Annotated in this window: 22 protein-coding genes and 2 tRNA genes; 19 read left to right on the top strand and 5 right to left on the bottom strand. The window is 70.7% G+C overall.

Annotation, left to right across the window (positions count from 1 at the left end; all coding sequences use genetic code 11):
- Positions 1 to 273 precede the first annotated feature (273 nt).
- From ACZ56U_RS22800 to ACZ56U_RS22780, 5 genes are all read left to right on the top strand, one after another.
- Complete coding sequence (locus tag ACZ56U_RS22800) at positions 274 to 1,824, top strand: alkaline phosphatase D family protein (RefSeq protein ID WP_469085825.1); 1,551 nt, start codon at positions 274 to 276, stop codon at positions 1,822 to 1,824.
- 191 nt (positions 1,825 to 2,015) lie between these two features.
- Positions 2,016 to 2,597 carry a hypothetical protein gene (locus ACZ56U_RS22795; protein ID WP_469085824.1) on the top strand — a complete coding sequence of 194 codons (582 nt, stop codon included), beginning with the start codon at positions 2,016 to 2,018 and terminating at the stop codon, positions 2,595 to 2,597.
- A gap of 227 nt (positions 2,598 to 2,824) precedes the next feature.
- Complete coding sequence (locus ACZ56U_RS22790; RefSeq protein ID WP_469085823.1) at positions 2,825 to 4,324, top strand: D-ribitol-5-phosphate cytidylyltransferase; 1,500 nt, start codon at positions 2,825 to 2,827, stop codon at positions 4,322 to 4,324.
- Positions 4,325 to 4,509: 185 nt separating this feature from the next.
- Positions 4,510 to 6,531, top strand: coding sequence for a hypothetical protein (locus ACZ56U_RS22785; protein ID WP_469085841.1), 2,022 nt, complete (start codon positions 4,510 to 4,512; stop codon positions 6,529 to 6,531).
- A 253-nt stretch (positions 6,532 to 6,784) separates the two neighbouring features.
- Complete coding sequence (locus tag ACZ56U_RS22780) at positions 6,785 to 7,999, top strand: glycosyltransferase family 2 protein (protein WP_469085822.1); 1,215 nt, start codon at positions 6,785 to 6,787, stop codon at positions 7,997 to 7,999.
- Here ACZ56U_RS22780 and ACZ56U_RS22775 read toward each other — a convergent pair.
- Both ACZ56U_RS22775 and ACZ56U_RS22770 read right to left on the bottom strand, forming a co-directional pair.
- Positions 7,977 to 10,010 carry a hypothetical protein gene (locus tag ACZ56U_RS22775; protein ID WP_469085840.1) on the bottom strand — a complete coding sequence of 678 codons (2,034 nt, stop codon included), beginning with the start codon at positions 10,008 to 10,010 and terminating at the stop codon, positions 7,977 to 7,979. The genes ACZ56U_RS22780 and ACZ56U_RS22775 overlap by 23 nt on opposite strands.
- A gap of 322 nt (positions 10,011 to 10,332) precedes the next feature.
- Positions 10,333 to 11,745, bottom strand: coding sequence for a polysaccharide pyruvyl transferase family protein (locus ACZ56U_RS22770; protein WP_469085821.1), 1,413 nt, complete (start codon positions 11,743 to 11,745; stop codon positions 10,333 to 10,335).
- Between the two features lie 182 nt (positions 11,746 to 11,927).
- On the opposite strand from ACZ56U_RS22770, the gene proB reads away from it, so the two are divergent.
- The 5 genes from proB (at position 11,928) to ACZ56U_RS22745 (ending at position 16,917) form a co-directional block, all read left to right on the top strand.
- Positions 11,928 to 13,055, top strand: coding sequence for a glutamate 5-kinase (proB, locus tag ACZ56U_RS22765; RefSeq protein WP_469085820.1), 1,128 nt, complete (start codon positions 11,928 to 11,930; stop codon positions 13,053 to 13,055).
- A 170-nt stretch (positions 13,056 to 13,225) separates the two neighbouring features.
- Positions 13,226 to 13,660 (top strand): hypothetical protein, encoded by a 435-nt coding sequence (locus ACZ56U_RS22760; protein WP_469085819.1) that lies wholly within the window; start codon positions 13,226 to 13,228, stop codon positions 13,658 to 13,660.
- A 73-nt stretch (positions 13,661 to 13,733) separates the two neighbouring features.
- The gene (locus ACZ56U_RS22755; protein WP_469085818.1) at positions 13,734 to 15,020 is read left to right on the top strand and encodes a glutamate-5-semialdehyde dehydrogenase; all 1,287 of its coding nucleotides are present in this window, start codon (positions 13,734 to 13,736) and stop codon (positions 15,018 to 15,020) included.
- 141 nt (positions 15,021 to 15,161) lie between these two features.
- Positions 15,162 to 15,740 carry an SCO2584 family spore wall biosynthesis protein gene (locus ACZ56U_RS22750; RefSeq protein ID WP_469085817.1) on the top strand — a complete coding sequence of 193 codons (579 nt, stop codon included), beginning with the start codon at positions 15,162 to 15,164 and terminating at the stop codon, positions 15,738 to 15,740.
- A gap of 100 nt (positions 15,741 to 15,840) precedes the next feature.
- A complete protein-coding gene (locus ACZ56U_RS22745) occupies positions 15,841 to 16,917 on the top strand; it encodes an SCO2583 family membrane protein (protein ID WP_469085816.1) in 1,077 nt (358 codons plus the stop codon).
- Between the two features lie 40 nt (positions 16,918 to 16,957).
- Here the strand turns inward: ACZ56U_RS22745 and ACZ56U_RS22740 are convergent, their stop codons facing one another.
- The gene (locus ACZ56U_RS22740; RefSeq protein WP_469085815.1) at positions 16,958 to 18,055 is read right to left on the bottom strand and encodes a M48 family metallopeptidase; all 1,098 of its coding nucleotides are present in this window, start codon (positions 18,053 to 18,055) and stop codon (positions 16,958 to 16,960) included.
- Positions 18,056 to 18,180: 125 nt separating this feature from the next.
- Between ACZ56U_RS22740 and ACZ56U_RS22735 the strand changes: the two genes are divergently transcribed.
- The 9 genes from ACZ56U_RS22735 to ACZ56U_RS22695 all read left to right on the top strand — a co-directional run bounded on the left by ACZ56U_RS22735 (position 18,181) and on the right by ACZ56U_RS22695 (position 23,322).
- Complete coding sequence (locus ACZ56U_RS22735) at positions 18,181 to 18,342, top strand: hypothetical protein (RefSeq protein WP_469085814.1); 162 nt, start codon at positions 18,181 to 18,183, stop codon at positions 18,340 to 18,342.
- 140 nt (positions 18,343 to 18,482) lie between these two features.
- Complete coding sequence (locus tag ACZ56U_RS22730; protein ID WP_046259935.1) at positions 18,483 to 18,647, top strand: hypothetical protein; 165 nt, start codon at positions 18,483 to 18,485, stop codon at positions 18,645 to 18,647.
- A 79-nt stretch (positions 18,648 to 18,726) separates the two neighbouring features.
- Complete coding sequence (gene nadD / locus ACZ56U_RS22725) at positions 18,727 to 19,365, top strand: nicotinate-nucleotide adenylyltransferase (RefSeq protein ID WP_469085813.1); 639 nt, start codon at positions 18,727 to 18,729, stop codon at positions 19,363 to 19,365.
- Between the two features lie 17 nt (positions 19,366 to 19,382).
- Positions 19,383 to 21,125: an LCP family protein gene (locus tag ACZ56U_RS22720; RefSeq protein ID WP_469085812.1), complete on the top strand. Its 1,743-nt coding sequence runs from the start codon at positions 19,383 to 19,385 to the stop codon at positions 21,123 to 21,125.
- Between the two features lie 75 nt (positions 21,126 to 21,200).
- Positions 21,201 to 21,647 (top strand): ribosome silencing factor, encoded by a 447-nt coding sequence (rsfS, locus tag ACZ56U_RS22715; protein ID WP_391229084.1) that lies wholly within the window; start codon positions 21,201 to 21,203, stop codon positions 21,645 to 21,647.
- Entirely contained in the window at positions 21,638 to 22,315 is a 678-nt protein-coding gene (locus tag ACZ56U_RS22710) for a histidine phosphatase family protein (RefSeq protein ID WP_469085839.1), read from the top strand. Before rsfS ends, ACZ56U_RS22710 begins: the two co-directional genes overlap by 10 nt.
- A 75-nt stretch (positions 22,316 to 22,390) precedes the next feature.
- Positions 22,391 to 22,463 (top strand) — tRNA-Ala (locus ACZ56U_RS22705).
- 454 nt (positions 22,464 to 22,917) lie between these two features.
- Entirely contained in the window at positions 22,918 to 23,151 is a 234-nt protein-coding gene (locus ACZ56U_RS22700; RefSeq protein ID WP_003976229.1) for a hypothetical protein, read from the top strand.
- Positions 23,152 to 23,249: 98 nt separating this feature from the next.
- Positions 23,250 to 23,322: transfer RNA gene (locus tag ACZ56U_RS22695), tRNA-Ala, on the top strand.
- Positions 23,323 to 23,482: 160 nt separating this feature from the next.
- Here the strand turns inward: ACZ56U_RS22695 and ACZ56U_RS22690 are convergent.
- Both ACZ56U_RS22690 and ACZ56U_RS22685 read right to left on the bottom strand, forming a co-directional pair.
- Positions 23,483 to 25,096, bottom strand: a complete 1,614-nt coding sequence (locus tag ACZ56U_RS22690; protein ID WP_469085811.1) for an NADH-ubiquinone oxidoreductase-F iron-sulfur binding region domain-containing protein — start codon at positions 25,094 to 25,096, stop codon at positions 23,483 to 23,485.
- Entirely contained in the window at positions 25,093 to 26,382 is a 1,290-nt protein-coding gene (locus ACZ56U_RS22685) for a cytochrome b/b6 domain-containing protein (RefSeq protein WP_469085810.1), read from the bottom strand. Before ACZ56U_RS22685 ends, ACZ56U_RS22690 begins: the two co-directional genes overlap by 4 nt.
- Between the last annotated feature and the right edge of the window lie 139 nt (positions 26,383 to 26,521).

The following is a 26,521-nucleotide window of genomic DNA, read 5'->3' as shown; positions in this document are numbered from 1 at the left end:
CTTCGAGGGCTGACCGTCCCGACCCGCCGCGTGAGCAGACCTGGCGCGCGGCGGGGCGAGCGACCGTCGTTCCGGTGAGTCGTACGGGCAGTCGGAGTTCACGTGTCCCCGCGGGGGGCGGCCGACCGCGGCGGACGGGCACCCCTGTGCCGCCGGGGCCCCCTGTTGTCTTCCCAGTTGTCATGCATGCGAAGACCACGGTTCAGCGGGCGGACCGTCGAGAAGGCGAGCTTCTTCTTGTCCAAGAGGCAAGTGAGGCAGGGGAGTTCGCTGATGACCGGAGCAACACCGCCCGACCGACGCCGCTTTCTGACCGCCGGCGCCGCTGTGCTCGGCGCCGCCGCCTCCGCCCAGCTGTGGGTGCCGGGTACCGCCCGGGCGGCCGGATCGGCGCTGCCCGACGGTGTGTTCAGCCTCGGTGTCACCTCCGGCGACCCGCTGCCCGACGGCATCGTCCTGTGGACCCGGCTCGCCCCCGACCCGCTGAACGGCGGCGGCATGCCCGACCGGGCGGTGCCGGTGCAGTGGGAACTCGCGGAGGACGAGCGGTTCAGGAAGACCGTGCGCCGGGGCGTGGCCCAGGCCCGGCCCGAGTACGGGCACAGCGTTCACGTGGACGCACGCGGTCTGCGCCCGGGCCGCACCTACTGGTACCGCTTCCGCGCGAGCGGCCAGATCTCGCCCACCGGCCGCACCCGCACCGCCCCCCACCCGCACGCCAAGGGCGGCAGCCTGCGCTTCGCCCTCGCGTCCTGCCAGAACTACCAGCACGGCTGGTTCACGCCGTACGCCGACATGCTCGCCCAGGACCCCGACTTCGTGCTCTTCGTCGGTGACTACATCTACGAGTCCTCGCCCGCCTCGACCGGGGTGCGCCGGCACGAGGGCACCGGGGAGCCGTACACCCTGGTCCAGTACCGCAACCGGTACGCCCAGTACCGCTCGGACCCGGACCTGGCCGCGATGCACGCCGGCGCCCCCTGGATCGTCACCTTCGACGACCACGAGGTCGACAACGACTTCGCCGGCGAGATCCCGCAGGACCCCGACAAGCAGGCGCACGACGCCTTCACGGCTCGGCTGACCGCGGCCTACCAGGCGTACTACGAGCACATGCCGGTCCGCGCGACCTCCGTGCCGAACGGCCCGCACATCCAGATGTACCGCCGCCTGGAGTTCGGCCGCCTCGCCCGTCTCAACGTGCTGGACACCCGCCAGTTCCGCTCCGACCAGGCCACCAGCCAGGAGGGCGCCCAGGACCCCGCGCTCACCATGCTCGGCGCCCGGCAGAAGGAGTGGCTCCTCGACGGACTGCACGACTCACCGGCCCGCTGGAACCTCGTCGCCTCGCAGATCATGATGGCCGAGACCGATCTGAAGGTCGGCGAGGGCAAGCTCTGGTACTACGACGCCTGGGACGGCTACCAGGCCGAACGCAACCAGCTGATGCGGGAGTTCGAGGACGTCCGCAACCCCGTGGTGCTCACCGGCGACCGCCACCTGACCATGATCAGCGACCTCAAGGAGGACTACGCCGACCCGGACTCCGACGTCGTCGGCGCCGAGTTCGTGGGCACCTCCATCTCCAGCAACGGCGACCAGGACCAGGACGCCTTCCGCAAGCAGTGGGACCCGCTGATGGCGGACAACCCGCACTGGAAGCTGCTCGACGCCCACCGCGGCTACCACCTCTTCGACGTCGACCGGCACGGCATCGACGCCCAGGTCAGGGTCGTCGACACGGTGCGCCGGCCGAAGGCGACGGCGGGCACCCTGGCCAAGCTGCGGGTGGAGTCGGACCGGCCCGGGGTCGAGCTCGCCTGACCGTGGACCCGGGGTGACGGGAGCCTGGGACTCGTCGGTGTCCCAGGCCTCTCACAGCGTCGTCTCAGGAACCTGAGGGACCGGCTCGGTGCGCACGGGTTCACCTGGCCGGCCACCACCCGGCCTCCGATGGAGGGCCGCGCTCGCCGCGTGCGGCCGACCCGCGATGACGGGCGACATCGCGCCCACCGTTGGTCGAGCGCTGGGCCCGGGCGGTCGGGCCGGAGCGGATCACCGTCGCCGTGGTCGACGGCCGCGACCGGGGCGGACTGACGCGCGCCTTCGAGCGGCTCCTCGGGCTGCCCGAGAATCTCCTCCAGCCGGTCCCGGACGCCGCGAACCGTTCGCTCACCCTCGGCGAGACCGAAATGCTGCGGAATCTTAATAAGGAATTCCGCGGCAATGGACGGCCCGACGAGTTGTATTCCAAGCTCGTCGGCAACGGCGCCGTCGTGCATATGAAGAACACGTGCAGTCCCTCGTCCGAGGACGTGAAGATCGGCGCCCCGGACCGGGCCGTCGAGGCCGCCGCGCGGATCGGCGCCGAGACGGTCGGGCGGATCGCCGCGACGGGCGTGCGGGTGCTGGGCGATCCGGCGCTGCCGGCCGCCGTACCGCCGCCGCCCGTGGGGGAGGCGCCGGCTGAACCGCACGTCGCACCCGAGGTGACTGCCCAGGCACGGTACGGCGCCCTCGCGGCCGCCTGCAGCGCACACCGCGCCCGGCGCGGCGCTCTCGGTGCACCAGACGCACGCCCTCCCGGGAACTCGTGAAGGTGTTGGGGCATCGCTGTCTGAAGAAGCTCCGCGGACATTGACCGTTTGTGCGCTTACTCACAGCAATTCCGCGGGCGCCCGATTCGGGTCTCCCGCCGTCACCTGGAGTACAAGGTGAATGACAGATGGCGCGCACATATGCGGCGGAGGGCGCTCACCTTGCACTGCGGTAACCCGAAGTGGGACCATTTCCGAGTTCCCTGTCGCCCCGAGGTAGGTCATCTGTGTCCCAGCACATCGCCAAGCCCCGCACCACCGCAGTGATCCTGGCCGGGGGTACCGGTCAGCGCGTGGGTCTCTCGATCCCCAAGCAGCTGCTGAAGATCGCCGGCAAGGCAGTCATCGAGCACACCCTGACCACCTTCGAGAACGCCGACTCGATCGACGACATCATCGTCCTGATGGCGCCGGGCTATGTGCCGGACATAGAGAAGATCGTGGCCAAGGCCGGGTTCACCAAGGTCAAGAAGGTCATCGAGGGCGGCTCGACCCGGAACGAGACCACCGAGCGCGCCATCGAGGCGCTCGGCGAGGGGCTGGCCGAGGGCGAGGACCTCAACGTCCTGTTCCACGACGCCGTTCGCCCGCTGCTGTCGCAGCGCGTCATCGACGACTGCGTGGTCGCGCTGGAGCGCTACCAGGCCGTCGACGTCGCCATCCCGTCCGCGGACACCATCATCGTCACGCGCAAGCACGGCGACGACGGCGAGTTCATCACCGAGATCCCGGACCGCTCCCGGCTGCGCCGCGGCCAGACCCCGCAGGCCTTCAAGCTGTCCACCATCAAGCGGGCCTACGAGGTCGCCGCCGGTGACCCCAACTTCCAGGCGACGGACGACTGCTCGGTCGTGCTCAAGTACCTGCCGGACGTGCCGATCCGCGTCGTCGCGGGCGACGAGTACAACATGAAGGTCACCCAGCCCGTCGACGTCTTCATCGCCGACAAGCTCTTCCAGCTGGCCTCCACCGCCGCGCCCGAGCAGGTCTCCGAGGAGGCCTACCGCGAGCTGCTGACCGGCAAGACCGTCGTGGTCTTCGGCGGCTCGTACGGCATCGGCAAGGACATCGCCGAACTCGCCGAGGCCTACGGCTCGAAGGTGTACGCGCTGGGCCGCTCCACCACCGGCACGCACGTCGAGAACCCCGAGGAGGTCGACGACGCGCTGTCCAAGGCGTACGCCGAGACCGGGCGCATCGACTACGTCGTGAACACCGCGGGCGTGCTGCGCATCGGCAAGCTGGCCGAGACCGACAACGCCACCATCGAGGAGGCGCTGAAGGTCAACTACCTCGCCCCGGTGCAGATCGCGCGCTCCAGCTACAAGTACCTGGCCGAGACCAAGGGCCAGCTGCTGCTCTACACCTCCAGCAGCTACACCCGCGGCCGTGCCGAGTACAGCCTGTACTCCTCGACCAAGGCCGCGATGGTGAACCTCACCCAGGCCCTGTCCGACGAGTGGGCCGGTGACGGCGTCCGCGTCAACTGCATCAACCCGGAGCGCACCGCGACCCCGATGCGCACCAAGGCCTTCGGCCAGGAGCCCTCGGGCACGCTGCTCTCCTCCGAGGCGGTGGCCCGTACCTCGCTCGACGTCCTGCTCTCGGAGCTGACCGGTCATGTGATCGACGTCCGCCAGCAGGACCCGACCGCGGCCGCCGGTCAGGCCTCCGGCTTCGAGCAGGCGCTGGCCGCCGTGCTGGACCGTCAGGACGGCGTGGCATAATCGTCTGCAATTGAACATCTGCTATTCAGGCCTCTGTGGCTGCCCGTTATCGGAGCATTCGCAGGGGCCTGAATAGCTCCCCCTCGCGAATTCCTCACATGTTCGCTGCACGTCAGAACCACACCAGCACTCCCCCTCCAAGAGCAGGTTCCTCTGTGATAACCAGAGCCATTCGCGTCGCCCGGGTGGGCAGCGCGGCCGAACTGGCCGCGGCGGCCCTCATGATCCTGGGCTTCCCGGCGCTCATGCTGGCCGCGCTCGTCCCGAGCGTTCCCGCCTTCACGGCCGCCGCCGCGGTGACGTACCTGGCGGACCACTTTCTGCACCGCAAGGGCAGCTATCTGATCAACCGCCTGAGCAAGGTGCGCGCGGGCCTGTCGATCCGCTTCCTGATCAGGCAGCTGCTCCTGGTCCTGCTGCTGGCCCGCCTCGGCCTCGCGGACGGCCTGGTCTTCTACGGCACGGTCGCCTGCTTCATCGCGTTCTACGGCCTTCAGGCCCCGCACGGCGCGCTGGTCACCCTGATCCGCAACCGCCGCCGGATGCCGGTCGCCACCCGCAACGTGGACCTGAAGTCCCGCATCCGCATCCCGGACGCCCCGCCGCGCCGGCTGCTCAACCGCTCCGCCGAGAAGATGCTGCACCTGGACCTCGCCGCCGTCGTCGGCGTGCTGGTCGGCGCGGCCGTGGACGAGACCGTCCCGGCCCTGATCGGCACCGGTATGACGATAGCGCTGGGCTGCCTGTACGTCCTCGCGCTCATGCCGTACGTCCGCGGCAGCAAGACCCCGCCCAACGCGGATGCCGTGCTCGCCGCCGTCGACGACTGGCTGGCCGCCTACCGGCCGGAGACGGTGCTGTACTTCTCCGGCTCCAAGGACTCCGCCTACCAGGTCAACATGTGGCTGGAGACCATGGAGCAGCTGGACTCCAGGCCGCTGATCATCCTGCGTGAGCGGGTCATCCTGGCCAACCTGGCGCCCACCACGGTCCCCGTCATCTGCGTGCCCGGAGGGGTGCACCTGATGAACATGGACCTGACCAACGTGCGCGTCGCGCTGTACGCGGCGAACGTCGGCAAGAACATCCACCTGCTGCGGGTGCCGACCATGAAGCACGTCTTCATCGGCCACGGCGACAGCGACAAGCTCGCCAGCGTCAACCCGTTCAGCAAGGTGTACGACGAGGTGTGGACCGCGGGCCGCGCGGGCCGCGACCGCTACGCCATCGCCGACGTCGGTGTCCGCGACGACGACATCGCCGAGGTCGGCCGCCCCCAGCTGGCGCCCATCCAGACCTGGCAGGGCGTGCCCGAGGGCCGTATCCCGACCGTGCTGTACGCGCCCACCTGGGAGGGCTGGGACGGCAACCCCGGCAACACCTCGATCGTGCTGGCCGGCGAGAACATCGTGCGGCGGCTGGTGCAGGCCGACCCGCCGGTCCGGGTCCTGTACAAGCCGCACCCCTTCACGGGCACGGTGAGCAAGGAGGCGGGCGCCGCGCACGCGCGGATCACCGCCCTGGTCGAGAAGGCCGCAGCCGAGCGTGCCGCCGACGCCCGCTTCACCGCCGACGCGGCCGCCCAGGCGCGGGCCAAGGCGGACCTCGCCCGGATCGAGGCCCGGATCGCCGTGCTGTCCGGCAACGGCGGCGACAAGGGCGACGAGGCCGAGGCCACCCGGGACGGCGTGGTCGACGTGGCCAGGCACGAGGAGATCGCCCGGCTGCGCGCCGAGTGGAACGACGCCTACTGGCGTTCCTTCGGCAGCTTCGAGCACCGGGTCATCACCGGTGCCGAGCCGCGGCTGTACGACTGCTTCAACGTCTCCGACGCGATGGTCTCCGACATCTCCAGCGTGGTCTCCGACTTCATCGCCAGCGGCAAGCCGTACGCGGTGACGGACTCCGCCGAGCTGGGCGTGGAGGAGTTCAAGCGGCAGAACACCGCGGTGCGCGCCGCGACGATCCTGTCCAACAGCGCCGTCGAGCTCGGCGCTCTCCTGGACGCGGCCCGCGACCCGGCGGGCGACCCGCTGGCGGCGGACCGCAGGGAGCTCAAGCAGTACCTGCTGGGCCCGGACGAGCCGACCTCCATCGAGCAGTTCAACACCGCGGTGGCGAACCTCGCCCTCAAGGCGGAGGCGCGCAACGTCGGCCAGGAGTCACGGGCGGCGAGCGGAGCGACCGAGGCCACGACCACGGCCTGACCGACGCAGCGTCAAAAAGGGCCCTGTTTTCGAGAAGTGATTCCCGGAAACAGGGCTCTTTTACGTATGTGCAGCAGGGACAGCAGGGACAGCAGGGACAGGAGGGATGCGTGTCCAGGGCTCGGTGACCTGCGCCACAAAAATGGTATGAGCAGGCAACCGCTTCCCGTCCTCGTCCGTCTACTACGTTGCGAATAAGCCAATACAGGGGGAATGCCCTATGACCAAGGGTTCCTCATGATCTGGGGGAAGTGTGACCGTGCCGCAGCCTGATGTGACCGTGATCATCGGGGCGTACGAAGCGATGCCGTACCTGGTCGACTGCCTCGCCTCCGTCGAGGCCCAGACCATCGACCCCACACGCATCGAGGTCATCGCGGTGGACGACGGCTCCACCGACGGCACCGGCGAGTGCCTGGAGCGGTTCGCCGCCCGCGCCGACATGCCGGTCACGGTGATCCGGCAGGACAACTCCGGCGGTCCCAGCGGCCCGCGCAACGTCGGCCTGGGCAAGGCCGCCGGACGGTACGTGTTCTTCCTGGACGCCGACGACCGGCTCGGCCCGGAGGCCCTGGAGCGGATGGTCGCGATGGCCGACCGCAACGGCACCGACGTCGTGCTCGGCCGCGTCGAGGGCATCAACCGCAAGCCCCCGAAGTCGATGTGGGGCAAGACGCTGGAGCGCACCGACATCTGGTCCTCCAACATCAAGTTCACCCTGAGCGCGCAGAAACTCTTCCGCCGTGAGCTGCTGGAGCGTCACGGCATGCGCTTCGACGAGTCGTTGTGGACCGGCGAGGACGCCCTGTTCACCATGGAGGCCTATCTGCGGGCCGACGGCGTCTCCCTCATCGACGACTACGTCTGCTACTACCTGGTGGGCCGTGAGGACGGCAAGCACGTCACCAAGAGCGGCAGCTACACCCTGCGCTTCGACTCCGCGCGCGCCCTGATGACCCTGATCGCGGAGATGGTCCCGGCCGGCCCGCGGCGCGACATGCTCATGCTCCGCCCGTTCCTCGTCACCCTGCTGCCGCAGTTCGGCCCCCGCTTCCTCAAGGACAGCGAGCAGGTCCGCCGGCACAAGCTGGAACTCGCCAAGCCCCTGATGGACGCCTACTGGACCGACGAGGTCGCCGTCCGCCTCAAGGTCGAGGAGCGGCTGCGCCTGCACCTGATCGCCGAGGAACGGCCCGATCTCCTCCTGGACGTCCTCAGATTCCTGCGGGACAAGAGGCAGGCCGCCGCGCTCCTGGAGAAGCGCGGCCGCCGTCTGTACCTCGCCTACCCGCACTTCCGCGACGCCGCCGCCGGTATCCCCGACGCGGTCTACCTCGCCGAGCCGCGCGAGGCCCGGAACTTCCCCGGCTACCGGGAGGGCGGGCTCGACTCCTTCACCCGGCGGGCGGCGCGCAAGGCCCGCCGGATGCTGCCGGGCCGGGGCGTCAAGCGGGCTGCGGCGGTGTGACCGGCGCCTCGGCCTCGGTCTGCCGCGGAGCGGGGATCTCCGTCGCCAGCCGCTCCCGCATCCGCGTGCGGTGCTCCCCGGACTTCGCGCACAGCGTCTGCACGGCCGCGTCGAAGCGCACCTGCGACACCGGCTCCGCCGGACCCAGCAGATGGCGCTTCAACGCCGCCCGCTCCTGGGCCAGCCCGTCCTTCTCCGGCCTGCGCACCGCCTCCAGCAGCGCCGGCACCCCCTGCCCGTCCGGCGTCAGCACGGTCGCCGCCCGCACGGTCGGGAAGGTCTCACGGAACGCCTCCTCGGCCAGCCCGCTGGTGTTGGCCACCGCATAGGGCTTGCCGCTCGCCAGGAAGTCGCTGACCACGCTGGACACATCGCTGATCAGCAGATCGGCCTGGTTGAAGCAGGCGTACAGCGCGGGCCGGGCGTCGGTGACGACCTGGTGCTCCCACTCCGGCAGCGACGCCCAGTACGCCTCCTCCCAGGCGGCCGTGGCCCGCTCCACCGCCTGGGCCCGCCCCTTCGGCGGCACCGACTGCAACAGCATCCGCTCCACCTGGTCGGCGCCGTCCCGGAAGTCGGCCGTGGTGAGCCGGTCCAACTCCGCCGTCCGCAGCGCCAGTTCCCCGTCATCGGAGGGCCGCGGCCCGGTCCGCCGCCGGTTGGCCGCCCGGATCAGCTCCCGGATGCGCTGATCGGCCGCCCCGGCCCGCGGATCGACCGAACCGGTCAGCGGGTGCGGCTTGTACAGCAGCCGTACGCCGTCGTCGGCGAGCAGCGCCCGTACGAGGTTCTCGCCGGCCGCGATCACCGAGGTGTTGCCCGGGTTGCCGTCCCAGCCCTCCCACGTCGGCGCGTAGAGCACCGTGGTGTACGCGCCGGTCGGCGGGCCCGCGTACGGCGTCACGGCGTCCAGCTGGGGACGGCCGATCTCCACCACCTCCCGGTCGTCCACGCCGACCTCGGCCAGCGCGTAGCGCTCACGGGCCGCGGGACCGGCCACCCACACCTCGTCGTACGCCTTCGCGTACGGGTTGCACGAGGACAGCTTGTCGCTCTCGCCGTGGTTGACGAAGGTGTGCTTGAGCGTCGGGATGCGCAGGACCTGGGAGGTCTTGCCGGAGTTGGAGGGGTGGATCAGGACCTGGAGCGTGGACTGCTCCAGCCGCATCAGCGTGGTGACCTTGGGCAGGCAAATCACCGGGATGTCGGTCGCCGCGATCTTCTGCACCATGAACCGCTCACGCAGCACGACCACCGGCCGCGCGTCCAGCTTCGCGAGCGGCTCCAGCCACATGTTCGCCTGGTACGCCGAGGACGCGCCGCCGGAGAAGTACAGCCCGACGGTCGGCCGGTACTCGGCCAGCCACGCGTCGAACCAGTCCAGCACCTCCTGCTCGCCCGCCGGACGACGGCTCGGCAGCAGCCGCAGCAGCAGCTCACCCAGACCCAGCAGCGCCAGCAGCAGCGACAGCGCGACCCCCGCCGCCGCGGCCGCGGGCACGTCGGTGGCCGCCGTCGCCGCGAGACCGGCGGTGGCCGGCAGCCCGAACAGCAGCAGCCGGTGGCCCGGCCGGCGCAGCAGCAGCGCGGGCGGGGCGGTGGACAGGCGCAGCGCGGAGGCGTCGATGTTCCGGGTCACCACCGGCAGGGTGCGGGTGCGGCGGACCAGGACCGAGACCGCCTGGATCGCGAAGTGCAGACCGTAGAAGATCAGGACGCCGGCGACGAGCGGGGCGTACACCGACTCGCGCTCCTGCTCGCCGACCCGCAGCAGACCGGCCACGAGCAGCAGGTCGCGCAGCACGTGCCGCACGGTGATGTCCGCGTGCGACTTGGCGAACATCGACATCATGGGGCGCTGCCACCGGTACAGCACACCCTCCCCGGCCACGGAGGCGGCCGTCGCGGCGAGCAGCAGCGGGATGTCGGGCAGGAGGGCCGCGACGGCCTGCGCGGCGAACGCGGCGGCGAGCAGGGCGATGACGGACAGCTGGGCGGCGCGACGGCGCAGCGGGAGGGCGACCCGGCGCCTGCGCGGCCGGCTGAAGGGACGTTTCACGAGACCCGCGAGCGAGCGTGTGCGCGGGCGCCTCGGGGAGCGTCCGAGGCGGAGTCTCTTCGCGGGCCGTTTCGGCGTCTTGGACGCCTTCGGCCTCTTCTTGAAGCGCCGGCGGGCAAGGGAAGGGGACACTGCGTCACTCCAAGGTCGTCGCAGGACGTGCGCCCGGGTTAACGCCCGCCGACCTCTGGACGACACGCGCGTGTCCGGGCGCCTTGCGACGACCGTGGAGTGCTGGTGCCGCGGCACCAGGGACCGGCTCTCGCCGACCGGCCTACGGGCGGCCCGACTGAAGAGCCCGGCGGATGGGGGCGCCCACCACCCGGCGCGCCCGGCGGTAGACCGACGGCGCCGGAAGGCTCGCGGACGTCCGCGAACCGGACCTCGCCCGGGCCAGGTCCCGCTTCAGCCGTTCGTTGTCCCGGCTCAGTTCGGTGATCTGGCGCTGCATGTACGCCATCCGCCCGGCCAGCGAACCGAGGTCCGCCTCGAGCCAGGGACGCACCCCCGGCGGGAAGGAGAGCTTGCTCATCCGCTTCTCGAAGGCCGCGCCGCCGTCGCCGTGCGTGAAGGTGTTCCGCAGGCCGTTGCGCTCGAGGAACCCGGTGAACCGCTCGAAGCGCTCCTGGTGACCGCTCACCAGCGCGCCGAAGTCCGCCTCCTCGTACAGCCGCGCCGGGTCCAGGTCGGCGGGCACCTTGTCGATCGGGACGTGCGGGATGTCGAAGTAGCGGCACAGCTCCAGCGTCCGGGAGTCCCCGACGAGCACGGTCGCGGGGGTGCCCGCCAGCAGCGCCGCGATGTTGCCGTGGATGCGGGAGCCGAAGGAGAAGTCGAACTCGCGCAGGTCGTCGATCCAGGTGATCGGGTCGAGGTAGACCCGGACCTTGTCCTCCTGGTACATCGGGTGGTCGGGGTGCGTCGGTATCGCCGTCACCTTGGCGTTGGGGTCCGACAGGTCCCGCCAGTGCAGCTGCCGCGCGTCACTGAGGTTCTGGCCGATGAAACGCAGGTGCGGGTAGCGGGCGTGGGTCTGGGCTATGAGCTTGCCGAGGCCCTGCTTCTGCACCGCGTTGTGCGAGCCGTTGATCGCGATCCGGGACTCGGTGGTCAGCGCGGGCGTCCGCTTGCGCACGTCGAGTTCCTTGCCGTTCATGAACAGCGACGGGCAGCCGATCGTCTCGACGTCCCGGAACCCCATGTCCCTCAGGTACTGCTCGGTGAACTCGCCGCGCACCCCGATGGAGGCGCTGTGGTCGAGGACCGCCGAGACGAACGCGCGCACCGACGGCTCGATGGGCTTCAGGCGCGAGGGGTCGTAGTTCAGCCCGGTCTGCGCGCCGACCCCGACCACCACGACCGGGATCTTCAGCCGCTGGATCAGTCGCGTCAGGCGCTGGAGCTGGGCCTCGAACGACGGGCGGAAGGCGTTCGCCAGCGGCACGACGAAGGCGTCGTACTCCTCGTTGATCCGGGCGGCCTCGGAGACCAGGGACTTGATCCCGTTCGAGACGACCTCGGTGTCGGGTGTCTCAAGGATCTTGTGGGTGGCGTCACTGAAGATCAGGTTGCCCGAGTTGGTGGCGATGACGTCCCGTTGGAGGGATTCCTCCACGGGGACGACGTCGAACGGACTCTTGCCGGACCGGATCAGGATGCGCTGGGAGTTGCGAGCTTTGGGTGGCACACACTTCACAATAAGTTTTGATCTCCTTTGATTCCTAGACGCAACCCCTACAACCTTTTTGCCGTGCGCAAAGGGTGAGGGAGCGGTTACCTCCCGATGCGTCCGGGGGGTGGACCAGGACGTCTCAAGCGGGCCGCTTCGCGTAGATTGCTGCCAGGCGTGAGGAAGTGGGGACCGTGCAGGTGGCAAGCGCAAGGCAGGCCGTGGGCGAGGCCCGCAGGATCGTCGTCAAGGTGGGCTCCTCGTCGCTGACCACGGCGTCGGGCGGCCTGGACGCCGACCGGGTCGACGCCCTGGTCGACGTGCTCGCCAAGAGCCGCGGCGGGGGAGAGCGGGAGGTCGTCCTCGTCTCCTCCGGGGCCATCGCGGCCGGACTCGCCCCGCTGGGACTGCGCCGCCGCCCCAAGGACCTCGCCCGCCAGCAGGCCGCCGCCAGCGTCGGGCAGGGCCTGCTCGTGGCCCGTTACACCGCCTCCTTCGCCCGCTACGGCGTCCGGGTCGGCCAGGTCCTGCTCACCAGCGACGACATGAGCCGCCGCGCGCATCACCGAAACGCCTCCACGACCCTCGACAAGCTCCTCGCGATGGGCGCGTTCCCGATCGTCAACGAGAACGACACCGTCGCCACGGACGAGATCCGCTTCGGCGACAACGACCGTCTCGCCGCGCTCGTCGCCCACCTGGTCCGCGCCGACCTGCTGGTGCTGCTGTCCGACGTGGACGGGGTGTACGACGGCGATCCCAGCAGGCCCGGCACCTCGCGGATAGCGGAGGTGCGGGGCCCCGCGGACCTGGCGCACGTGGAGATCGGCAGCACCGGCAAGGCCGGCGTCGGCACCGGCGGCATGGTCACCAAGGTCGAGGCCGCCCGGATCGCCGCCGCGGCCGGTATCCCGGTGGTGCTGACCAGCGCGGTCCACGCCGCCGAGGCGCTCTCCGGCGGTGACACCGGCACCTACTTCCACCCCACCGGCAAGCGCTCCGCCGACCGCCTGCTCTGGCTCCAGCACGCCTCCACCCCGCAGGGCTCGCTGACCCTGGACGACGGCGCGGTCCGCGCGGTCGTGCAGCGCCGCACCTCGCTGCTGCCGGCCGGGATCGCCGCCGTCGAGGGCGAGTTCAACGCCGGTGACCCGGTCGAGCTGCGGGACGCCGAGGGGCGCGCGGTGGCCCGCGGGCTCGTCAACTTCGACGCCAGGGAGATTCCCCAGCTGATCGGGCGTTCGACCAGGGAGCTGGCGCAGGAGCTGGGCGCGGCCTATGAGCGCGAGGTCGTGCACCGCGACGACCTGGTGATCCTCCAGCCCTGACGCCGTCCGGGCGGCGTACCCGAAAACGGGGTGAACGCCCCGGCGGGACCGTCGCCCTCAGGTGGACGTTCCGCAAAAGCGCCACGCGAACCCTTGCGGCCTGCTCAACTTTGTCCCAGGGACACATTCCGCACGACCACCGGGTCGGTCACTGAGTGGAGGAGGCCGTCGTGAGACGAGTGCGCCCGGGGGATCGGTCCCGCAGCGAGGAGCGCGCCCTGACGAGCGTGGCGGCCGGTGACCGGTACGAGCAGCCGCGTGACCTGCCCCGGCTGTGGCATGTCACGCTCAGCGTCTCCGGGCCCCAGGCCCCGCTGACGGAGGTGCGGCGCGGTCTCGAACAACTCGCCCACGACCACCCTTTTCTGCTGACCAGCCGCTACGCGGGCGACCACGCGGAGATCCGGTACTGGGAGGAGGCCCGCGACCTGCACGACGCGGCCGCCGTCGCGCTGCGGCTGTGGGGCGAGCACCGGCTGACCGCGGGACTGCCGCCCTGGGAGATCGTCGGCCTGGAGGTCATCGACCGCGAGACCTACCACCACCGCATCGCGGAGGGGTACGGTCCGCTCCCGGCGACACCGGTGGGGGTCCACCCGTTCTGACGGCAGGTGGACGGATGTCTCGCGGTGTGGGATGAACGGTGGCCGCCCCGCTTGTGCGCACTACCCTTCCCTCATGACCACGCTTTCGCCGTACGACGCCATGTCCCCGGTCACCCAGGCCGCCTACCGTGCCAAGGCCGCCGCCGCCGACCTCGCCCCGCTGCCGCGGGTCGAGAAGGACGACGCGCTGCTCGCGATCGCGGACGCGCTGGAGGTCCGGACGAGCGAGATCGTCGAGGCGAACGCCAAGGACATCGCCAAGGCCCGCGAGGCCGGTACCAGCGAGGCGATCATCGACCGGCTCACCCTCACCCCCGAGCGGGTGCGGGCCATCGCCTCCGACGTCCGGGACGTGGTCGCGCTGCCCGACCCGGTCGGCGAGGTGGTGCGCGGCTCGACCCTGCCCAACGGCATCGACCTGCGCCAGGTCCGCGTCCCGCTCGGCGTGGTCGGGATCATCTACGAGGCCCGCCCGAACGTCACGGTGGACGCCGCCGCCCTGTGCCTGAAGTCCGGCAACGCCGTCCTGCTGCGCGGCTCGGCCTCCGCGTACGAGTCGAACACCGCCCTCGTACGGGTCCTGCGCGACGCCGTGGGCGGCGCCGGACTGCCCGCCGACGCGATCCAGCTCGTCCCCGGCCAGTCCCGGGAGAGCGTGCAGGAGCTGATGCGCGCCCGCGGCCTGGTCGACGTGCTCATCCCGCGCGGCGGCGCCTCGCTGATCCAGACCGTCGTCACCGAGTCGATCGTCCCCGTCATCGAGACCGGCACCGGCAACTGCCACGTCTACGTCGACGCCCAGGCCGACCTCGACATGGCGATCGACATCCTGATCAACTCCAAGGCCCAGCGGGTCAGCGTCTGCAACGCCGCCGAGACCCTCCTGGTCCACCAGGACATCGCCCCCGAGTTCCTGCCGCGGGCCCTGGACGCCCTCGCCGAGGCCGGGGTGACCGTCCACGCCGACCCGCGCGTGCTGGCGTACGCGAAGGACACCAAGGCGACCGTCGTCGAGGCGACGCTGGAGGACTGGGACACCGAGTACCTGTCCTACGACATCGCCGCCGCCGTCGTCGACTCGCTCGACAAGGCCGTCGAGCACATCCGGCTGTGGACCTCCGGCCACACCGAGGCCATCGTGACGACCTCCCAGCAGGCGGCCCGCCGCTTCACCCAGCTGGTCGACTCCACCACCGTCGCCGTGAACGCCTCCACCCGCTTCACCGACGGCGGCCAGTTCGGCTTCGGCGCCGAGATCGGCATCTCCACGCAGAAGCTGCACGCGCGCGGCCCGATGGGACTGCCGGAGCTGACGAGCACGAAGTACATCGTCACGGGCGACGGGCACGTCCGGCGCTGAGGCGCCGAGGCGCGGAAGAGGCGCATATGCGGTCGGCACACGCGTCCGGTACGCACCCGTACCGCACGAGAAGTGCCTCGGACGGCGGACGAATTTCCATACCGTCTGCCCAAAATGACCCCCCAGGTCTACTCTGGATCCGTGCCGGAGGACGTGGGGGGCATGCCGTTCCCTGACGGCTGGGAGCCCGACGACGACCACGACCGCGGGGTGTCGGACGAAGAGTTCGCCTCCGTGGTCTTCGACGAGGCTTTCGTACGAGCGGCCGTGGTGCACGAGCCGACCGCCGTCGAACGCCTCCTGGCCGCCGCCCAGGCGAGAGCGGAGGCCTCCGAGGCCGAGGCCCGCCGGGCCCACGGCGGCAGCGAGCGCTACGAGGACGGGTTCGGTCCCGCGGGACGCGGCTCTTTCGGCCATGATCCCGAGCTCGACGAGCTGGACGACACCGACATCCTCGAAGGCCGCTACGGCGCCCCCGGGACCTACGGCAAGCAGGTCCGCTGGCACCGTCCCGTCGCCTGGATGCTGGCGCTCGTGATGGGCATCGGCATGGTCGCGCTGGCCTTCGTCGCGGTCTACCGGGGCGCATCCTCCGACAGTCGGGACCAGGGCCCGCCCGCACCCGCCTCGACCGGTCTGGAACAGGGTTCCGCGGCGGCCCCCTCGGCCTCCGCCGACCATTCCCAGCCAGCCATCTCGGCCTTCCCGCGCACCCCCTGACCGAGGACCGGCCACCTGCCGACGATCCCGGTGAGAACGTGTCAGAAGTTGTCGCACAGCGGGGCGTTTACCTGAGCTCCCGGAGACCTACTCTGAAGGTATGGGAGGGCCTGGAGACCCGCCTGAGGGGGCACCCGAGGGCGTCCCCGGTGGCGGTGAGGACGAGTACCGATCCGTCGTCTTCGACGAGTCGTTCGTCCGCGCTGCCCGGCTCCAGGAGTTCTCCGCGCGGGAGCGCCTGGCCGACCACGCGCCCGCCGTCCGACGCCTCCCGCCGATGCGCCGGGGCCTGTCCCGGCAGCTGCTCGTGCTGGCCCTGCTGATCGCCCTGGCCTTCGGCACCGCGATCTACATGGGCGTACGGCACCCCTACGAGAACCCCGCCGCGCTCCGGGACGTCGAGGCCTCCGCGTTCCGCACGACGGTCGTCCCGCTCGCCCCGCAGGGCAAGGTGCCCGGCGCGGCCGACCCCGGGTTCCTGTACGACCACAGTCCCGCCGCCCAGTTCCGCGTCGGCGCCGCCGGGATCACCCTGCCCGCCGCCCGGGACACCTCGCACTTCTCCGCGACGCAGGTCATGAGCGCCCTGGACACCGTCAAGGAGTACCTCGTGCGCTCCGCGCTCTACCCGGAGGTGCTCACCGGCGGGGAGACCCGGCCCGTGCGGGTGCTGCTGCCGGCCGACCAGCACCCCCAGTTCGACGAGAGCCTGCACCGTCCGGCCGCCGACGGACGGCACGCGGTCACCGGATGGCTGGTGCGCTTCGACCCCGAGACCGTCGAGCTGGCCGACCCCCGGATCCGGGTCCAAGGCACCCTCAGGACCACCGAGACGTCCTCGGCGTTCCTCGAGATCACCTCGGACCACACCTTCGTCTACGCGCTGCGGCCGGCCGGCGCGGCCGCCGGGGCGGACTCCTCGCTGTTCACCGTGCGGCGCGAGATGCGCTTCCGCTTCGACCAGAACGACGTGCGGCTGCACCAGGCGCAGCTCACCGTGTCGTACGTCCAGGCCGGGCCGCTGTCCTGCGGGGACGACACGGCGGAGCTGCTGCGCCCGCTGCTGGCCGGCCGGACCGCGAAGGAGGGCGGGCCGGCCGGGACGGACCCGTTCGCGACGGGACGGGCGGCGGCGGTGTGCGGGACGTTGGCCACTGGGGCTCAGCCGAAGGTCTGAGGCCTCGACCCCGCGCCCCTTCGGGCGTCTTCAGCGGCTCTCAGTCGTCGTTGCGGGGCGGGGTGTCGCTCGGCGGTTCGTCGGCGGTCGGGGTCGTGGTCGCGAAGCCGCCGAAGCCGCGGCGGACCCGGCCGCCCAGGTCGCCCGCACCGCCCGCGATGTCCGAGACGAGCTTCATCAGCGGGTCCTTGGAGCTCTTGACGTTGCTCGCGTAGGCGGCCGCCGACTCGCGGAAGGAGTCCGTGACCGAGGTGTCCTTGTCCTCGTCGCGCCGCGGGTAGTGGCCGTCCATGATCCGCTGGTGGTCGCGGGACTCGGCCCACTTCTTCAGCTCGGCCGCCCGCACCGTGGTGAAGGGGTGGGAGCGCGGCAGGACGTTCATGATCTTCAGCACCGAGTCGCGCAGGTCGCCCCCGGCCTCGTACTCCTCGGCCTGCTTCAGGAACGCGTCCACGTTCATCTCGTGCAGATGGTGGCCGCCCGCCAGCTTCATCAGGCCGCGCATCGAGGCCCGCAGGTCCTGGCCGACCAGCAGGCCCGCCCGGTCCGCCGACAGCTCCGACTTGCGGAACCACTCGCGCAGCGCGGTCACGATCGCCATGATCGCGAGGTTGCCCAGCGGGATCCACGCCACCCGGATGGCGAGGTTGGTCAGGAACAGCAGGATGGTCCGGTAGACCGCGTGACCGGAGAGGGCGTGCCCCACCTCGTGCCCGACGACCGCCCGCATCTCCTCCTCGTCGAGCAGGTCGACCAGGCCCGTGGTGACCACGATGATCGGCTCGTCCAGGCCGATGCACATCGCGTTCGGCTGCGGGTTCTGGCTGACGTACATCGGCGGGACCTTCTCCAGGTCCAGGATGTAACAGGCGTCCCGCAGCATGTCGTTGAGGTACGCGAACTGCTGGTCCGACACCCGCACCGAGTCGGACAGGAACATCAGCCGCAGGCTCCGCTCGGGCAGCAGCCCGCTGAGCGCCTTGAAGACCGTGTCGAACCCGCTCAGCTTGCGCAGCGCCACCAGCGCGGAGCGGTCGGCGGGGTGCTCGTAGGCGCGCGAGGAGATCCCGGGGAAGCGCCTGCGCTGCCTGCTTGGCACGTTCTCGTGCCCGTTCTGCTCGTGGCCGTCGTCGGACATGTCTTCCCCCATGTGCGTGAGAGGTGGTCCTTTGCGGACCCTTGTGCGGTCCTTTGCGCCCCCGAAGCAGAGCCCAGCGTAGGCGGAGATACGGTGGACGGGCAGTACAGCGAAGGAGTCCCGTCATGGAGCACCACCCCGCGTCCGCCTGGCTCACCACAGCCGCGGGCGCAGCCGAGCAGCAAGGGCCGGGAAACCTGCTCCGGGTCGTACTGGTGGTGATGCTGGTGGGCTGTGCGCTGACCGCGTGGTTCCTGCTGCGTGGCTACAGGCAGAAGGACGACTGACGCGGCGCGGAGGTTCCCTTCGGCGCGAGCCGGACGGCAACCCGGCGTCCCAACGGCGGAGTCGGCGTGATCGGCGCGGGGCCGCCCGCTTACCATGGGCCGACATCTTTATCCCGCCCACCGGATAGGTCCTGCCGAAGATGAGCTTCCACAGCGCCGCTGCCCAGTTGGTCACCCTTGCCGCCGAGGGCGAGGAGCACGGCGGCAACCACGAGAGCCTCAGCCCGCTGCTCACCGGCGGCGGCGCGTTCGTCGCCCTGATGCTCCTGCTGTGGATCACCACTCGCTTCAACCGCGACCGCTGAGGCATCCGGTGCCCATACCGGGGCACCTCGGGCCTCCTCCGTCCGCTGCCCTCAGGACGGGCCGGTAGGGTCTGCACGCATGGGAGAGCAGGACATGCCTACCGGCCCGGGCAACGCCCCGTCGAACCGCGGCAAGCGTCGCCTCGGCGTGATGGGCGGAACGTTCGACCCGATCCACCACGGGCACCTCGTGGCGGCCAGTGAGGTCGCCGCGCAGTTCCACCTGGACGAGGTCGTCTTCGTGCCGACCGGGCAGCCGTGGCAGAAGAGCCACCGCAGTGTCTCGCCGGCCGAGGACCGCTATCTGATGACGGTCATCGCGACCGCGGAGAACCCGCAGTTCTCGGTGAGCCGGATCGACCTCGACCGCGGCGGCCCCACCTACACCGTGGACACCCTGCGCGACCTGCGCGCGCTCAACCCCGACACGGACCTGTTCTTCATCACCGGCGCCGACGCCCTCGCCCAGCTGCTCACCTGGCGAGACATGGAGGAGCTCTTCTCCCTGGCGCACTTCATCGGGGTCACCCGCCCCGGCCACCACCTCACCGACGCCGGACTCCCGGAAGGCGGTGTCTCCCTGGTGGAGGTTCCCGCGCTCGCCATCTCCTCGACGGACTGCCGCGCGAGAGTCGCCAAGGGCGACCCCATCTGGTACATGGTGCCGGACGGAGTCGTGCGCTACATCGACAAGCGCGAGCTGTACCGCGGCGAGTGAGCCGAGAGGGGCACCCGGTGAACGATCCATACGACGCGGGACACGGCGGCGACCACGAGGACCGCTACGAGGTGGTCGGCTACGACGAGTATGGCCGGCCCGTCTATCAGCAGGTCGCCCCCCAGCAGCCGCAGCAACACCCGCAGCAGCAGCCGTACGACCCGTACGCCCAGGGGCAGGGCTACGGCTACGACCCGTACGCCGCCGGCGGACAGCAGCAGGAGCAGTACCCCGCCCAGTACCCGACCCAGTACCAGGCGCAGTACCCGGGGCAGCCCTACGACACCGGCCAGCAGGCACCCGTGCCGCCCTACGACCCGTACGGGCACACCGGGGCTCCGGCCGCGGGCACGGCGTACGACCCCTACGGGCAGGCCGCCGCGAGCGGGCAGCAGCCCCGGGTCGCCGAGCAGACCGCCTACATCCCGCAGCAGGCGGGACCGGCCGAGGAGCCGGACGGCGGGGGCACACGGTCCGAACGGGACTACGAGACCGGCCAGTTCGCCTTCGTCGAGGAGCCGGACACCGACTCCGAGGACGTCATCGACTGGCTGAACTTCACCGAGAACCGCACCGAGCGCCGCGAGGAGGCCAAGCGCCGCGCGCGCAGCCGGCTCGTCGCCCTCGTCGTCGTCCTCGCCCTCACCGCGGTCGGCGGTGTCGGCTACCTCTGGTACGCCGGGAAGCTGCCCGGCCTGTCCTCGTCCGAGGACAAGACCGGCACGGCCACGTCCGCGGCCGCCCAGAACCGCGACGTGATCGTCGTCCACCTGCACAACACCAAGAAGGGCGGCACCTCCACGGCGCTGCTCGTCGACAACACCACCACGAAGCAGGGCACCACCGTCCTGCTGCCCAACTCCCTCGCCGTGGCCGACGACAACGGCACCACGACCACGCTCGCCAAGTCCGTCGAGGACGACGGCTCCTCCGGCACCCGCGAGGCCATCGACACGGTGCTGGGCACCCAGATCCAGGGCACCTGGCGGCTGGACACTCCCTACCTGCAGAACCTCGTCGACATCATCGGCAACATCGAGGTCGACACCGACGCCGACGTGCCCGACCCGGACGCCGGGAAGAAGGGCACCGCACCCCTGGTGAACAAGGGCGCGAACCAGACCCTCAGCGGCAAGATGGCCGTCGCCTACGCCACCTACCGCGGCTCCGGCGAGGCCCAGAACGCCCAGCTGGAGCGGTTCGGACAGGTCATGCAGGGCGTGCTGCGCAAGATGTCCTCCGACGCGCAGGGAGCCACGGTCACCGTCCAGACGCTGGCGCAGATCCTCGACCCCTCGCTCACCGACAAGGACCTCGGCACCTTCCTCGCCAAGCTCGCCGACCTCGCCAAGGGCGGCGACTACAAAACCGCCCTGCTGCCCGTCCAGACCGACGGCGCCCTGAGCGCCCAGGCCAGCGACAGCGTGGTCAAGGACGTTCTCGGCGGCACCGCCAAGAGCCCCGACCAGGACGCCGCGGTCCGGGTGTCCGTCCAGAACGCCAGCGGCGTCAAGGGCAACACCGAGAAGGCCCGCATCGTGCTCCTCAACGGCGGCTTCACCTTCCTGGAGGCCGGCACCGCGTCCACCGCGCAGAGCGCCTCCGAGGTGGTCTACGCCGACGCGGACGACAAGGAGAACGCCACCGAGGTCGCCAAGACCCTGGGCCTGCCCACCGGCGCAGTCACCAAGGGCAAGGTCTCCTCGAACGCCAACGTCTCCGTGGTCCTCGGCCAGGACTACGCGCCCTCGTCGTCATGATCACCGAACGGACGGGGACCCTCTGCGGTCCGTGAGACCCTTGAGGTCCAGCCATCACCGACCGAAAGCCGTGTAGTGACCGCCACTGACCGCTCCATCGAGCTCATCCACACCGCCGCCCAGGCGGCCGCCGACAAGCTCGCGCACGACATCATCGCCTACGACGTCAGCGACGTGCTGTCGATCACGGACGCCTTCCTGCTGGCCTCCGCGCCCAACGACCGCCAGGTCAAGTCGATCGTCGACGAGATCGAGGAGCGACTGAACAAGGAGCTCGGCGCCAAGCCGGTGCGCCGCGAGGGCGACCGCGAGGCCCGCTGGGTCCTGCTCGACTACGTCGACATCGTCGTGCACGTCCAGCACAGCGAGGAGCGCGTCTTCTACGCCCTGGAGCGGCTCTGGAAGGACTGCCCCGAGCTGGAGCTGCCCGAGGACGCCAAGGCCACCCGCGGCAAGGGCGAGGAGCACGCCAAGCTCAAGGCCGCCGAGGAGGCGGCCGACCTCGGTGAGGACTGGCGGTGAGCGCCACCGGTGAGGTGACGGGCGGCCGGTCCGGCCGGGGCCGCCGCGTCATTCTGTGGCGGCACGGCCAGACCGCCTGGAACGTGGAGCGCCGCTTCCAGGGCACCACGGACGTCGAGCTGACCGAGACGGGCCTGTCCCAGGCCCGCCGCGCCGCCCGGCTGCTCGCCTCCCTGAGGCCCGACGCGATCGTCGCCTCGGACCTGAAGCGGGCCGCGCACACCGCCGCCGAACTCGCCGCCCTCACCGGCCTCGACGTCAGCCACGATGAGGGCCTGCGGGAGACCTACGCGGGCGTCTGGCAGGGGCTGACCCACGACGAGATCATCGCCTCGCACGGCGAGGAGTACACCGCGTGGAAGCGCGGCGAGCCGATCCGCCGCGGCGGCGGCGAACTGGAGACCGAGGTGGCCGACCGCGCCGCCCCCGTGGTGCTCCGGCACGCCGACAAGCTCCCCGACGACGGCACCCTCGTCGTCGTCAGCCACGGCGGCACGATCCGCACCACCATCGGCCGGCTCCTCGGTCTGGAGGCGCGGCACTGGGAGAGCCTCGGCGGGCTCTCCAACTGCTGCTGGTCCGTCCTCGGTGAGGGCGCTCGCGGCTGGCGGCTGCTGGAGCACAACGCCGGCACGCTGCCCGAGCCGGTGCTCGGGGACGACGACTGAGCGGATTTCACTTTCTGGCAGGTCGCAGGCTAAAGTTCTTCTTGTTCGCCCCGCGGAGCGGAACGAACAAAGCAAGGGGCTATAGCTCAGTTGGTAGAGCGCCTGCATGGCATGCAGGAGGTCAGGAGTTCAATTCTCCTTAGCTCCACAGATCAAGATCCCGTCCCCTCAGGGGGGCGGGATCTTGTCGTATCGGACCGATCCGCATCCGGTCCGCATCCGATCCGCGTCCGGCTTGAGTCACTTGGGCCCCGGAGGCGTATACCTCTGCGGAGGCGCCTTGGCGTGGCTGTTCGCGCTGTCCGGCACGGCCCGCGGTGGGTGCCGTGTCCGGACTGGTACTGAGGCGTCGCTGACCGTATTGGTCCGGCCGTGGCAGAATCAAACGGCCGGAAGGGGGCGCGGCCCGACGGGAGGGAGCAGTGATGCCTGCGAGCATCCTCAAGGAGGTCGGCCACCTCCTTGAAGCAGCGTCGACACGGGACACGGTCACCCGGTTCACCTGCCCTTCCTGCGGTTCCCTGCACGTTGCCCAAGTCCTCGGTGACAATGGAGGGGTTTCCTACGTCTGCACGGCCTGCGGCCACAGCTGGAGCTGATCGATGGGTGCGCACAGGCGAAAGTGCGACTGGTGCGGCAGCGGGACGCCGATCGTGCGGGACATGGAGCCGGTCAATCCCGACTACCAGTACTGGTGCGAGGAATGCGCGCGAGCGCTGATCATAAAAGGCGACCCGATCGAGACGTACCGCGAGCTCGAGGGCGAGCCGATCTACGGCCGGCTGCTCGAGGAGCACTGCACGCTCAAGAGGTTCTACTCGTTCGTCACCGCGTGAGGCCCGCCGGTGGCGGGCCTCGGAAACGATTTGGTGTTCCACCCGGGTGACCGTGTAATGTTGGCGTCGCCGCCGGGGAAGCCCGGAGGACACCGCAAGGGGCTATAGCTCAGTTGGTAGAGCGCCTGCATGGCATGCAGGAGGTCAGGAGTTCAATTCTCCTTAGCTCCACGGAAAGATCCCGCCAGATCATCTCGATCCGGCGGGATTCTTGTGTTTCCAGAGGCAGTTGACACGGCGGTCGATACAGCGGTCGATACGGCGGTCGTGACGCCGAAGGGGCCGCCCGGAGACGGGCGGCCCCTTCGTGCTGCCGGTTCGTGCTGCCGGCTCAGCGGCCCAGGGCGCGGCGGCCGCGGCCCTGGGAGAGCACCGGGAGGTTGCGGGCGGTGCCGTTGTCGCGCGGGGCCGACTCCTCCAGGCGCAGGGCGAGGGCGGGGCAGCGGCGGACCGCGCGCAGCGCCTTCGCCTCGGCGTAGCGCGGGACTTGGGCCTGGGCGACGGTGGGGAAGCCGTCGGCGCCGAGCTCGAAGACCTCCGGGAGGATGCCGGCGCACAGACCGTGGCCCCGGCAGAGCGTCCAGTCGACGTAGATCTTCTGGCGGCTCGGGCCGTTCTCCTCGGACTCGGTGCCGCCCGGGAGGCCCGAGGGGGTCTGGCCGCCCTCGAAGAGCGGCAGGACGCCCTCCACGGGCCGTCCGCAGCCGTTGCCGAGGACGTGGGCGGCGAGGTCGTCGGTGAAGGCCTTGATGGTCGACTCCAGGAACATCGCGGAGCCGTCGGGGTGCGAGCACGCGCCGCGCCGCTTGACGTTCTTGGCGACCTGCTTGAGCGCCTCCAGGGCGGCCGGGCCACCGCCGTTCAGGATGTCCTCCAGGCCGCGCGCGGCGGCCGGCAGACCGAGGTAGCAGGGGCCGCACTGGCCGGCGCTCTCCTCGGCCAGCCACCTCGCCACCATCAGCGACTCACCCAGCGGGCAAGTCTCCTGACTGATCGGCAGGATGGCGCCGGCGCCGAGCGAACCGCCCACGGCGTCCAGGGAGTTGCGGGAGACGATCGCCTCGTTGACGGTCGCCGCGTCGATCCACTTGCCGTGGTAGCCGCCGGTCAGCACGCCCTGCGGGACCGGCGGGGCGCCCGCGAGCTGCAGGACGTAGCGCAGCGGCACGCCCGTGGGGACCTCGATCACCATGGGGCGGGCGACGGCGCCGGAGACGGTGAGCATGACGGTGCCCGGTTCGTCGTAGAGGCCGGTGTTGCCGTAGCGCTCGGGGCCGATGCGGGCGGCGATGGCGAGTTGGGCGAAGGTCTCGGCGTTCGACAGGAGGGTCGGGGCGCCGCCGACGCCGTTCTGGGAGGCGCTGACCTTGCGGCCGGGCGGGATCGCGGGGCCGCCGTCGATGGAGCGGACCAGTGAGGCCGCCGCCCCGGTGACCATCCGGACGGGGTTGCGCTGCACGCGGGCGCGCAGGGCAGACCTGCGGCCGTTGCTGAGGCCGCGTTCGGCGAGGGCGGCCTCCATGGAGCGCTGGGTGGACTCCCGGGTGACCCCCACCACGAGCGTGCGGGCGCCGAGGGCCTCGGCGACCAGCAGGGCGCCGTCCAGGATGAGGTGCGGGGCGCGGTTGATGAGCACCGTGTCCTTGCGGCAGGCCGGTTCGTCCTCGCTGCCGTTGACGACGACGACCGGGCGCACCCCGCGCTTGATCGCCGCCTCGGCGACCGAGCGCAGCTTCTTGTGGAAGGGGAAGCCCGCGCCGCCGCGGCCCTTCAGGTTGATGTTCTCGGAGAGCTTCGCGAGCTGCTCGCCGCCCAGGGGTTCCAGCGGCCCGTGCACCTTCAGGTGCATGGGCAGATCAAGTCTTTCGACAAGGTCGAAGCCCGACGTGAGCTGAGGAAGTCCGACCACGCGGACTTCTGGGACGTCGGGCAGGGCCTCGTTCACCTATAGCCTCCGGAAGGCATGTTCCAAGGTTCGCCCGGGCCCGGTGTGTCGAAGTCGTACGACTCACCCGGCGTTGGACCAGTGGCGGGACCGCTGTTGTACGTGTCGTTCGAGTAGTACGCGCCGGACATGGTGTTTGTCTCACCGGTGTCGTACATGTCACTCGTGCCGTATCCGCCCGTGCCCGGATCGCGGTAGGTCGGGATGGTGTAGCCGGTGTCCTGGAGCGGGTCGTAGGCCGAGGGGGGCGCCTCGCCGACCGGCGGGGGCAGGGGGATCGGCCAGCTGCCGGAGGTGCTGCCGCCGGTGTCGTAGCGCGGGATCGCCTCCGTGGCCTGCATGTCCGTCGGCAGGTCCATGCGGGCGGTCTGGTCGGCGCCGTAGGAGGGCTGCTGGGGGATGCGCGGGGTGGGTGTGACGGCACGGTAGGCGGCCGCGAAGCCGTTGGCGGGCTCCGCGGCGGAGGGTGCGGGGTCCTTGAACGCGGTGGACGGGCGGGACCGCGTCGCGCGCGTGCCCTCGTAGCCCGGCAGCGCGGAGGAGGAGGTCTCGGCGTTCCTGGCGCGGCTGGCGTCCAGCTCATCGCGGCCCCGGTTGTCCGGGGTGCCGAGGATCGCCTGGATGCGGTCGGCGACCTTGCGCTTGACCGGGCGGGGGGCGGCGCGCAGGGCCAGGGCGGCCATGACGCCGGCGAGCGACAGGCCGTAGAGGATCACGAAGACCGGCTTGGCCTCGCGGCCCGAGTACAGGCCGTGGAGCAGGGCGAAGCACCAGGCCGGGTAGGCCAGCATGTGCATGGCGCGCCAGCGGGCGGCGACCGGGGCCGGGGAGGCGAACTGGCTGCGCAGGGCGCCGGTGATGCCCACGAAGATCATCAGCAGGCCGGCCAGCGAGCCGAGGCCGATCAGGCCGGCGCTCCCGGTGACGCCGAGTGAGAACGGGATGATCGCGGAGATCAGCGTGGTGTGGTCGAGGACGACCTTGGTGGTGATGTGCAGCAGCAGGAAGGCGATCGAGCCGACCGCCGTGGTCCGGTGCACGGCCTGGCCGATGATCCGCTGTTGCGGGTTGAGGAAGATCCGGTCCTGGGCGACCAGGCCCCAGATCACCGAGCAGGTGAGGGAGACCAGGGACAGCACGCCCGCGCCGAAATTGAGGAAGTCTCGGACCCTCTCACCTCCGACCAGCACGAACACGGGTATGAAGAGCAGGACGACAGCCGACACCATCCCGTAGACCGAGCGACCGGCCTTGGGTAGTGAGCTGTTACTACGACGAGGGTTCATGGGGGCAACTCCGAGCAGTTCGGGAAAGCGGTCCCGCCGCCGCACTCTAAGTCGAGCCATACCGGTGGGTACGAGGTTTGAGTTATTGCGTTGTTATCAAAGGACAATGGGGTCGTGGTGATGTCCCTTAGCGGTTGTT

The organism is Streptomyces sp. NPDC034103 (assembly GCF_055575395.1).
Note: the sequence above shows the minus strand (reverse complement) of the source record. Positions and strands in the feature narration are given on the sequence as shown.

Coding starts and splice junctions, on each gene's coding strand:
- ACZ56U_RS22685 (WP_469085810.1), bottom strand. CDS start 26,382: ATGAACCCTCGTCGTAGTAACAGCTCACTACCCAAGGCCGGTCGCTCG.
- ACZ56U_RS22730 (WP_046259935.1), top strand. CDS start 18,483: ATGAGCTTCCACAGCGCCGCTGCCCAGTTGGTCACCCTTGCCGCCGAG.
- ACZ56U_RS22755 (WP_469085818.1), top strand. CDS start 13,734: ATGACCACGCTTTCGCCGTACGACGCCATGTCCCCGGTCACCCAGGCC.
- ACZ56U_RS22700 (WP_003976229.1), top strand. CDS start 22,918: ATGGGTGCGCACAGGCGAAAGTGCGACTGGTGCGGCAGCGGGACGCCG.
- nadD (WP_469085813.1), top strand. CDS start 18,727: ATGGGAGAGCAGGACATGCCTACCGGCCCGGGCAACGCCCCGTCGAAC.
- ACZ56U_RS22745 (WP_469085816.1), top strand. CDS start 15,841: ATGGGAGGGCCTGGAGACCCGCCTGAGGGGGCACCCGAGGGCGTCCCC.
- ACZ56U_RS22800 (WP_469085825.1), top strand. CDS start 274: ATGACCGGAGCAACACCGCCCGACCGACGCCGCTTTCTGACCGCCGGC.
- ACZ56U_RS22735 (WP_469085814.1), top strand. CDS start 18,181: ATGGAGCACCACCCCGCGTCCGCCTGGCTCACCACAGCCGCGGGCGCA.
- ACZ56U_RS22740 (WP_469085815.1), bottom strand. CDS start 18,055: ATGTCCGACGACGGCCACGAGCAGAACGGGCACGAGAACGTGCCAAGC.